Here is a 9243-nt window from a genome sequence, read left to right as displayed (position 1 = left end):
TTCACCATGGCGCCGGGGCACAGTGCGTTCGTCCCGCCGCCGATCAGCATCCTCACCGGTGAGGCATCCCAGGCGGTTCCGCTCGATCGCGACGGGTTGACGGCGACCGCGGAGAAGCTTCGCCAGAAGCTGGCTTCCTTCGGGATCCAGGGGCAGGTCACGCAGATCCGTCCGGGGCCGGTGGTCACGATGTTCGAGTTCCTGCCGGCGGCGGGAATCAAGGTCAGCCGCATCGCCGGGCTCGCCGACGACCTGGCGATGGCGATGGAGGCGCTGCGCGTGCGCATCGTTGCGCCCATCCCCGGCAAGGGAGTGGTGGGCATCGAGGTGCCGAACAAGCAGCGCGAGACGGTGGTCCTGCGCGAATTGGTGGAGCAGGACGCGTTCCAGAAATCGCACAGCAAACTGGCGATGTGCCTGGGCAAGGACATCGAAGGCATGCCGTACGTCGCCGACCTGGCGAAGATGCCGCACCTGTTGATCGCGGGAACCACGGGGTCCGGCAAGTCGGTGGCGGTCAACGCGATGATCGTCTCGATGCTGCTCCGATCGACGCCGGAGGAAGTTCGTTTCCTGATGGTCGACCCGAAGATGCTCGAGCTCTCGGTCTACGAGGGCATTCCCCATCTGCTGTTGCCCGTGGTCACCGACGCGAAGAAGGCCGCGATGGCGCTCCGGTGGGGAGTGGAGGAGATGGAGCGGCGGTACCAGCTGCTCGCCGAGTGCGGCGTGCGGAACATCGCCGGCTTCAACAAGAAGGTGGAGAAGGAGGGCGACGGAGCGCGGCGGCCCCACCGGGCGCCCAAGGAAAAACGCGTCGTCGACCTGACTTCTCCGCCTGCCGCGGAGGGTCAGGCTCCGGCCGTACGGTCGTCGCCGGAGACGGTGGCGGGCCCGCCGGCTGCCCAGACCGACGGCGTGCCTCCGGCGCCTCTGAAGAAGCTGCCCTACCTCGTGATCATCATCGACGAGCTGGCCGATCTGATGATGGTCGCCTCCCGCGAGGTCGAAACGTACATCGCGCGGCTGGCGCAGATGGCGCGCGCCGCCGGGATCCATCTGATGGTCGCGACGCAGCGGCCCTCCACCGACGTGGTCACCGGCGTGATCAAGGCGAACTTCCCCGCCCGCATCTCCTTCCAGGTCGCCTCGCGGCACGACTCGGGGACCATCATCAACTCCCCGGGCGCGGAGAACCTGCTGGGCATGGGCGACATGCTGATCCTGCCTCCGGGCACGTCGACGCTCACGCGCGTGCACGGTCCATACGTCGACGAGAAGGAGATCCACGCGGTGGTCGAGCACTGGAAGGCGCAGGGCACCCCGGTCTATGATTCGAACATCCTGCGGCCGCGCGCCGAGGACGGCGAGGGGATGCCGTTCGAGGACGAAGGACCGGACGAGCTCTACGACCAGGCGGTTGCGGCCCTCGCGGACATGCGCTTCATTTCCATCTCCCTTCTTCAGCGCAAATTGCGCGTCGGCTACAACCGCGCCGCCCGCATGATCGAGCGAATGGAGCGCGAGGGGATCGTCGGCCCCGCGGACGGCGCAAAGCCCCGGGAAGTCCTGATCCGGCCACTCGGCGAGCTCCCAGGCGCCGGCGCCTAGCCCGGCGCGGGGTCGCGCCGGCTGTCCCCAGAGCAGGGGGTCCGCGCACCGACGCGGCGAAGAGATCGTGAAACCGGAGTCGGGAATCGGATGTGGTTGACAATGCTTGCGATCGTACGTAGGAAACGGCGCGCACCGGAGCGAGATGCGACGGCGCCGGACCCGGCAATTTCCGCCGGGCCGTCTACAAAGGATGACGTCTCAAATGGCAACTGGAACTGTGAAGTGGTTCAACGATACGAAGGGGTTCGGCTTCATCACGCAGGACGGCGGTGGCGAAGACGTGTTCTGCCACCACACCGCCATCAAGGCGGATGGGTTCCGCACTCTCGCAGAAGGGCAGAAGGTGGAATTCGACGTGGTGAAGGGACCGAAGGGGTTGCAAGCGCAGAACGTCCGCAAGCTCGCGTAACGACGGTTCCAGAAGAGCCGTTTGAGGCCCGGTTCCCGAAAGGGACCGGGCCTCGTCGTTAGTCGCGGCCGCCGGAGGCGGGTTAGCGACTACTTCCGAGACCGTACATGGGATCCGCGAGCGGCTCCCGCTGCTCGACATGGATCACTTCCAGCATCCGGCGCGCATGGTCAACCACGAACCGGACCACGCAATCGTCGATCCGCAGGTCGTGCACCCCGCCCTCGGAGGCTGTTCCGATTGTGTCCGCCAAGTCCGCCAGCGCCCGTCCCAGGCGAAGGACTGCGTACGGGGCGAGAGTGCGGAGGAGGACGCCCGCTTCCGGGTGGACCTGGATGCAGTAGCTCATGGTTGTTCGGAAGCTGCCGCTTCGAGGTGCCGGCGGGGAAGATCCCGCCTGCCCGAACTGTCCGGGATCGCGCGGCCGTCTCGTTCCAGGCCGTCGCAAGCTCGACAGATCAGCCGGACTTGCGCCGCGGCTCCGGCAGCGCGGCGGCAGGGGGCGGCGGATCGACGAAGCTGCTGGGGAGGAGATTGAACGGGAGCAGCTTGAAGAGGATGGGCAAGAGCAGCAGTCCTCCGGGCGCCGCGAAAATGGCCAGCGCCGGAATGGTCTTGGCCAGATCGATCAGCTGCTCGCGCACCTTCGACTTCTCCTCGCGCGACAGCGCTCCTCCGGCCGCGGCTTTCGCCAGGAGCTCTCCCAGCTCGCGCGTCTCGCGGATCTCCTGCAGGAGCCGGTCGAGGTTGTCGAGGACCGCAGCCTCGAGCCGGGTGGTGAGCGCATGCGGCAGCCCTTCCGGCGTCTCCGCCAGCCGCAGCGCGGCGAGAGCAGCCTTGTGGTCGCGATAGAACTCCCACACCTCTGCCTCGAGCTGCGCGAGCGCGGCGCCGTCCACCCCAAGGGCATGTGCGAGGCGCTCGACGAACGCGACCTCGGCGCCTTCGAAGCGCCCGTCCATCAGCGCGGCCACGAGCACCTGTGTGAGCATGAAGCGGCGCAGCGCATCGCTGTGCAACTCGGGGGCGACCTGCTCGATCTCGCGCGGATGCGCGAGCGCCCGCCGCAGCGTGCGCGCCTCCCGCACCGGCAGCCGCTGCGAGCGGATCACCTGCTCGAATCCCCTCGCGGACGCGCTGCCATCCTCCTGCGCCAGGGCGAGTCGCGCGAGCAGCTCGACGAGGAGGCTGCGCCAGCGCAACGTCGCCTTCGCGGTGAGCGCGACCGCGCCGGGACTGATCCGCGCGTGCTGGAACGCGGCCAACGCAATCGTCGCGCAGCAGCGCACTTCGACCGCGCACAGGCCATTGTGCAGGGGGAGTCCGGCGAACGGCCCGCCCGCCGCGAGATAGCGGCGTGACAGCCGCGCCGCAGTCCTGTCCGCGAGCTTCTCCAGCGGATTCGGAATTGCGGTCGGATCCGAGAACAGCCGCGCGGCCGCTTCGGCATCGCCACCGGCCGCCGCCAGCACCGCCAGAAGCTGCGCGCGGCGGGCGCGGACTCCGACTTGCGCCGGCGGACCGGGGACGAACCAGCGCGCATGCGACGACGCCGCTGCCGAAGCGCAGAGACGCACCAGCCCGGCCACGAAGTGCGCGAACGCGCGCTCTCCGGGCGCCGCTTCGGGGTTCAGCTCCACCGCCGGATCCTGCGCGCCGGTTCCGTAGGCGAGCCCGCTCGCCCGCAGCTGGTCCTCCAGCGCTGCCCGACGCTCGCGGAGCGGCATCTTCTGCGGCGGACAGGCCGGCAACTGCGCCGCCACCGCGCCGATGACCGCGAGCAGCCATTCACCTCCGCCCACGGGCAGCTCTGCCTGGCGGCTCTGATGCAACAGGCGGGCGATGCGCTCCTCCGCGACCAATTCTAACAGGCCCCGCCCGCCCGGCCCACGACCATGGCCCTACTTGCCGGCCTTGGCGCGGCGCTTCTCCTCGAGCGACGCCGGCTGCGCCATCTCGGCCGGAACTCCCGCGGCCTGATTCGGGCGTACCACGCCGAACTTCTCGTAAAGCTTGCTCTCCACGTCGGCGAGGATCTCCGGATGCAGCTTGAGGAAGTCGCGCGCGTTCTCGCGGCCCTGCCCGATGCGCTCGCCGCCGTAGCTGAACCAGGCGCCGCTCTTCTCGACGATGTTGTTCTCCACCGCCAGATCGAGCAGGTCTCCCTCGCGGGAGATGCCCTGGCCATAAAGGATGTCGAACTCGACCTCGCGGAATGGCGGCGCCACCTTGTTCTTCACCACCTTCACCCGCGTGCGATTGCCGATCACCGTCTCGCCGTCCTTGATGGCGCCGACCCGGCGGATGTCGAGCCGCTGCGAGGCGTAGAACTTGAGCGCGTTGCCGCCGGTGGTGGTCTCCGGGTTGCCGAACATCACGCCGATCTTCATGCGGATCTGGTTGATGAAGATGACGGAGGCGTTGGCCTTGCTGATGGTGGCGGTGAGCTTGCGCAAGGCCTGCGACATCAGCCTCGCCTGCAGGCCCATGTGCTGGTCGCCCATCTCGCCTTCCAACTCGGCGCGCGGGACCAGTGCGGCGACGGAGTCGATGACGATCAGATCCACGGCCCCGGAGCGCACCAGCATCTCGCAGATCTCCAGCGCCTGCTCGCCGGTATCGGGCTGCGAGATCAAGAGATCCTCGGTGCGGACCCCGAGCTTGCGCGCGTAGCCGACGTCGAGCGCGTGCTCGGCGTCGATGAAGGCGGCGACGCCGCCCGCCTTCTGCGCCTCGGCGACCATGTGCAGGGTCAGCGTGGTCTTGCCGCTCGCCTCCGGGCCGTAGACCTCGATGACGCGGCCGCGGGGAATGCCGCCGACGCCGAGCGCGAGGTCGAGCGAGACGCTCCCGGTCGAGATCGCCGAGATGTCCTGCACCAACGGCTCGTCGTTGCCGAGACGCATGACGGCGCCTTTGCCGAACTGCTTCTCGATGGCAGAAACGGCAAGCTCGATCGCCTTCTCTTTTTCCGGGTTCGCCACTCATTCCCTCCGTTGGGATCTACTGTACGCTTGTACAGAAGTGTGTCTCTGGGCGCAAGATGCCACCCGGGTCTGACACGCCCTCGATCACGTCAGGAAACTCTTCTGAAGCCGCGGATTACTTTCCCTCGATGCCGAGGAGCTCGACGTCGAAGACGAGGGTGGCGCCGCCGGGGATGGTGGGCGGGTGCCCGTGGTCGCCGTACGCGATGTCGGAAGGACAGACGAGGCGGGCTTTCTCGCCCACCTTCATCTTCTGGACGCCTTCGGTCCAGCACTTGATCACCTGGTTCAGCCCGAACTCCGCGGGTTGACCGCGCTTGTACGAAGAGTCGAAGACGGTGCCGTTGGTGAGGCGGCCCTCGTAATTGACCTTCACCTTGTCGGTCGGGGCGGGGCTCGGGCCGTTTCCCGCAGTGAGCGTCTTGTACACGAGCCCGCTCGGCACTTTGGTCGCCCCCGGCTCCTTCGCCGCCTTGTCCGCGAACTCGCGCCCCGCGACCTTCTCCTTGTCCGCGCCCGCCGAGGAGCGAGCCTGTGCGAACGCGTTCACCTTCTCCATCTGCGACTCCGGCTCGACCTGCGCCTTCTTGCCGGCGGCGCCGTCGGAGAGGCCGCGCTTGACGATCTCCAGCTCGTTCGGCTTGAGCGAGAGCGGGGCAAGGTTGCGGCTGCCGACGAGGTAGCCGATGGCGTAGAGGGACTTCTCGTCGTCGGTCTTCAGCGCTTGCGCAGAAGCGGAGAGCGAGAGACCTGCGGCGAGCACGAAAGCGAGACGCATGAGAGGCCTTTCTGGAAAAGGGGCGCGCACTTTACGCTACTTCTCCACTTCCTGGGTGATGGCGATCAGCAGCTTGCCCGCCTTCTCGTCGCGCGGGTCGACGCGGATGCCGCCCACCAGGATCGTGCCACCGCGCTGGATGGCGTAGTCGGTGTGGAGCTTGCGCGTATGCGCCGGGTGCTCCCCGAGCAGCTCGAGGTGGACCTTGATCTTCCCGTCGGCGTCGAGCTGGCGGGGAGTGACCTGGAGGCTGCGGCTGCCGGGCAGCTCGACCTCGGCGGCGTTCTTCCAGTCGAGGTCGAAGCTGCGCTCGTCGATCAGGCGATAGCTGCGGAAGCGGAACTGCTCGCCGAAGCTCTCCAGCTGCGGTCCGATGGGCTTCAGCTTCGGATCGGTGCCCGCCGGAATCGCCGCGTCGTTGGAGGCGGCGATGGCGCGGACGGTGATTTTCACCCGCCGCTCTGCCACGCCGGCGTCGGCCTGCGCCAGGAGCAGCGCCGCCGAAAGCAGGAGCAGCTTCACTGCTGCACCGCGCGGTCGTCCGACATCCAGATGACGGTGGTCTGCCGCGAGAGCTGCAGGACGGCGCCGTCGCGGGTGCCGAAGTCGACCTCCTCCACCTGCGGCGAGTTGTCCGCGAGAAGCCCGACGTCCTCGCTGCGCGAAGGCAGGAAAATCACTGCCGCGGCGATGCAGGCTGCGAGCGCCAATCCGCCGCCGGCGGCGAACGCGCCACGGTGTGCCCACCACATTTCCCGGCCCCAGACGGGAGCCCGCTGGGAAAATCCCGGGCGCTCCTGGCCCACGCGCGCCATCACCCGGTCCGCCAGGCCGCTCAGATCGAGCTCGCTCCCGCGCGCCTCGATGACGCTGCGCAACGCCTGTGCCTGGGCCCCGATCAGCTTCAGGCGGTCCTGGCAGGACGGACAACCCCGCACGTGGTCCTCGACCCAGGCGCGGTCGTCGTCGGCCAGAGCCGCATCGTGCAGCGGCCCGAGGAGCGGCACGACCTCTTCGCAGCGCTTCATTCCCCCTCCCCCTTATCGTCGTCCTTCGACGGCGCTTCCTCGCCCAGATACTCGCGCAGCTTGTTCTGCATCTTCAGGCGCGCGTGGAAGAGGCGGCTCATCACCGTGCCCTTGCGGATGCCGAGGACCTTGGCGAGATCCTCATAGCTCAGTCCCTCGACCTCCCGCAGCAGCAGGATCGCGCGGTGGTTCTCCGACAGGCTGGCCAGCGCCTCCTCGATCCTGCCGCGCAGCTCAGCGTTGAGCGCCTGCCGCTGCGGCCCCGCGAGCGCTGCGGATGGAGCGTCCATGGCGGCCTCGATCTCCGCCTCGTCGCCCTGTTCCAGGTCGACGCGCTCCAGCCGGCCCCTGCGTCGCTGCACGTCGAGGCAGAGGTTCATCGCGATCCGGTACGTCCAGGTGAAGAACGAGGAGTCCCCCTTGAAGGAAGGGAGATAGCGGTGGACCCTCACGAACGTCTCCTGGGCGATGTCCATGGCCTCGTCGGGGTCTTTCGTCATACCCAAGGCGAGCTGCACCACGCGGCGCTGGTAGCGCTCCACCAGCGCGCGAAAGGCACGCTTGTCGCCTTTCTGCGCCGCCGTGACCAGGGCGCGGTCGTCGCCCGCCTCCTTCGGACCCTCGCTCATACGGACGTCATGGACGGAAGTAAATTCACGGGGGTTCCGGGGCAGCGGCAACGTACCAAAAAGGGACGATCAGGGAAGCGAGGGCTAAGGTTGGGGAATCCTCGACGGCCAAACCTTGTCTAGTCCCAAGGCAGGGCGCGGACCGCCGCGGCCCTGCGGGACAGCCGGCGCGACCCCGCGCCGGGCTAGACTGGGATGCGGTTCTGACGAGCGGGGACTACAAGGAAGCTTTTCCCGATGCAGCTCGAGCAAAACATCCCGACGCTGGGCGGACTTGGCGAGCCCCCGCAGCGGTCACGGCGGGAACAGCTGGCGGCGGATGGGGAGCGGGCCCGGCGCGAGATCGACCTCGTTCTGTCCCGGGCGCGGCAGCGGACCCTGGGTCTTGCCGCCCTGCGCGCCTGCGCCTTGCTCATCGCCGGATCCTCGATGGCGCTGCTCGCCTCCGCCCTGGTCGCCAGCGTGGACGGCACGGCTTTCGCCCGCGCGTTGGCGGGAGTCCTCGAGGCGCTCGCCCTGGGTGCGCTGGTGTGGTTCTGCCGATGGTCGCCGCTGCAGCGCGCGGCCGTGCGCGCGCGGGACCCGCGCCTTCTCGCGCGCCTGATCGGCGGGCCGTCGGAGCTGCTCAGCAGCGTCGAGCTGTCCCGCGAGGATCCCCGCGGCGTCTCCACCGAGCTGCTCTCGATGTTGCACCTCCGAGCAGCTGAGTCTGCGCGGAAGATCGACGTCGATCGGGTCCTGCCGGCGACGTCGCTGCGCTGGCCGCTCCTCGCGCTCGTCACGAGCGGCCTGATCTGGGCGGTCGTCGCCTCCCTTGCGCCCCGTTACGTCTCGCGCGGCGTGCTGCGCCTCTGGGCCGGCGAGAGCGGGGGGCCTCCGGTGGAGCTGTCGCCGATCGCCGGCGATCTTTCCGTCACCTACCTCTACCCGGCGTATACCGGCCTGCCGCCCCGCACCGAGGAAGGCACGCCGGGCGATCTGCGGGCGCCGCGGGGCACCGAAGTGCGGATCGCCGCACGCGCCGACCGCGACCTGGCGCAGGCGTTCGCCGTAGTCAACGGCGCCCCGGTGAAGCTCGACGTTGCCGGGCCGGGTCGCCGCCAGCTCTCGGGCAGCTTCGCGCTCACCCAGCCCGGCGAGTGGAGCCTGCGGTTCACCGACGCGCGCGGACGGACCATCGCACAGGGTCCTTCGCGCCCCATCGAGATCGTCGCCGATCAGGCGCCGCAGGTGAACATCGATGCGCCGAAGCAGGCGGTGCTGGAGGTCGATCCGCAAGGGCGCGTGCAGATCGCCTGGTCGGCCGCTGACGACTATGGCCTGACCGAAGTGACGCTGATCTGGCAGCGGGCGGGCGCGAAGGAAGAGCGGGCCGTCCTCCAGACCCCGCCGGCGCCGGCGAAGCGGCTTCGCGGCGCGTACACCTGGGAGATCGCGCCGCTGCGCCTTCGCCCCGGGGATCGCGTCAGCTACCACCTGGAGGCGAAGGACAATGACGCCGTCGACGGGCCCCAGCGCGGCGTCTCGCCGACCCAGGCGATCAAGGTGTTCTCCGCCGCCGAGCACAACCGCGAATCGCTGATCCGCGCGCAGGCGCTGTGGGAGCGGCTGGTGGCGCTCCTCGGCGACCGCCTGGAAGAGAAAACGCCGCCCGGCGACGCGGACGCCGCCGCGCAGTGGTACGCGCAGACGGGACAGAAGGATCGCGACGCCCGCGCGCTCTCGCAGGAGCTGTACGCCGCCGGCACCGAGCTGCTCAAGGACAAGCTCGCGCCGAAGGCCTTGGGTCGCGCGCTCC

The 9243-nt window shown here is 68.9% G+C and carries 9 protein-coding genes and 1 pseudogene (1 of these 10 cut by a window edge); 3 read left to right on the top strand and 7 right to left on the bottom strand.

The window, feature by feature from the left end:
• The coding region (locus E6J58_09690; protein ID TMB38156.1) for a DNA translocase FtsK at positions 1–1611 on the top strand (1611 nt) is incomplete at its 5' end.
• A gap of 205 nt (positions 1612–1816) precedes the next feature.
• The gene (locus E6J58_09685; protein ID TMB38098.1) at positions 1817–2023 is read left to right on the top strand and encodes a cold-shock protein; all 207 of its coding nucleotides are present in this window, start codon (positions 1817–1819) and stop codon (positions 2021–2023) included.
• A gap of 82 nt (positions 2024–2105) precedes the next feature.
• Here the strand turns inward: E6J58_09685 and E6J58_09680 are convergent, their stop codons facing one another.
• The 7 genes from E6J58_09680 to E6J58_09650 all read right to left on the bottom strand — a co-directional run bounded on the left by E6J58_09680 (position 2106) and on the right by E6J58_09650 (position 7445).
• Positions 2106–2372, bottom strand: coding sequence for a hypothetical protein (locus E6J58_09680; GenBank protein ID TMB38097.1), 267 nt, complete (start codon positions 2370–2372; stop codon positions 2106–2108).
• Positions 2373–2481: 109 nt separating this feature from the next.
• Positions 2482–3015 carry a hypothetical protein gene (locus E6J58_09675; GenBank protein ID TMB38155.1) on the bottom strand — a complete coding sequence of 178 codons (534 nt, stop codon included), beginning with the start codon at positions 3013–3015 and terminating at the stop codon, positions 2482–2484.
• Positions 3016–3924: 909 nt separating this feature from the next.
• The gene (gene recA, locus E6J58_09670) at positions 3925–5007 is read right to left on the bottom strand and encodes a recombinase RecA (protein ID TMB38096.1); all 1083 of its coding nucleotides are present in this window, start codon (positions 5005–5007) and stop codon (positions 3925–3927) included.
• A 118-nt stretch (positions 5008–5125) separates the two neighbouring features.
• Positions 5126–5788, bottom strand: coding sequence for an FKBP-type peptidyl-prolyl cis-trans isomerase (locus E6J58_09665; protein TMB38095.1), 663 nt, complete (start codon positions 5786–5788; stop codon positions 5126–5128).
• A gap of 36 nt (positions 5789–5824) precedes the next feature.
• Positions 5825–6310 carry a hypothetical protein gene (locus E6J58_09660; protein ID TMB38094.1) on the bottom strand — a complete coding sequence of 162 codons (486 nt, stop codon included), beginning with the start codon at positions 6308–6310 and terminating at the stop codon, positions 5825–5827.
• Positions 6307–6816: a hypothetical protein gene (locus E6J58_09655; GenBank protein ID TMB38093.1), complete on the bottom strand. Its 510-nt coding sequence runs from the start codon at positions 6814–6816 to the stop codon at positions 6307–6309. Before E6J58_09655 ends, E6J58_09660 begins: the two co-directional genes overlap by 4 nt.
• Positions 6813–7445: a sigma-70 family RNA polymerase sigma factor gene (locus E6J58_09650; GenBank protein ID TMB38092.1), complete on the bottom strand. Its 633-nt coding sequence runs from the start codon at positions 7443–7445 to the stop codon at positions 6813–6815. Before E6J58_09650 ends, E6J58_09655 begins: the two co-directional genes overlap by 4 nt.
• A gap of 237 nt (positions 7446–7682) precedes the next feature.
• Between E6J58_09650 and E6J58_09645 the strand changes: the two are divergent.
• Positions 7683–9243: pseudogene (locus E6J58_09645) on the top strand (DUF4175 domain-containing protein); it runs 122 nt beyond the window's last position.

This window comes from Deltaproteobacteria bacterium (assembly GCA_005879535.1).
Taxonomy (GTDB): domain Bacteria; phylum Myxococcota; class Myxococcia; order Myxococcales; family 40CM-4-68-19; genus 40CM-4-68-19.
The sequence above is the reverse complement of the archived record's forward strand: the minus strand, read 5'-3'. Positions and strand labels throughout refer to the sequence as shown.

Excerpts from the sequence above, each read along its gene's own strand:
- E6J58_09685 (TMB38098.1), top strand. The coding sequence starts at position 1,817 with ATGGCAACTGGAACTGTGAAGTGGTTCAACGATACGAAGGGGTTCGGC.
- E6J58_09680 (TMB38097.1), bottom strand. The coding sequence starts at position 2,372 with ATGAGCTACTGCATCCAGGTCCACCCGGAAGCGGGCGTCCTCCTCCGC.
- E6J58_09675 (TMB38155.1), bottom strand. The coding sequence starts at position 3,015 with ATGCTCACACAGGTGCTCGTGGCCGCGCTGATGGACGGGCGCTTCGAA.
- E6J58_09665 (TMB38095.1), bottom strand. The coding sequence starts at position 5,788 with ATGCGTCTCGCTTTCGTGCTCGCCGCAGGTCTCTCGCTCTCCGCTTCT.
- E6J58_09655 (TMB38093.1), bottom strand. The coding sequence starts at position 6,816 with ATGAAGCGCTGCGAAGAGGTCGTGCCGCTCCTCGGGCCGCTGCACGAT.
- E6J58_09650 (TMB38092.1), bottom strand. The coding sequence starts at position 7,445 with ATGAGCGAGGGTCCGAAGGAGGCGGGCGACGACCGCGCCCTGGTCACG.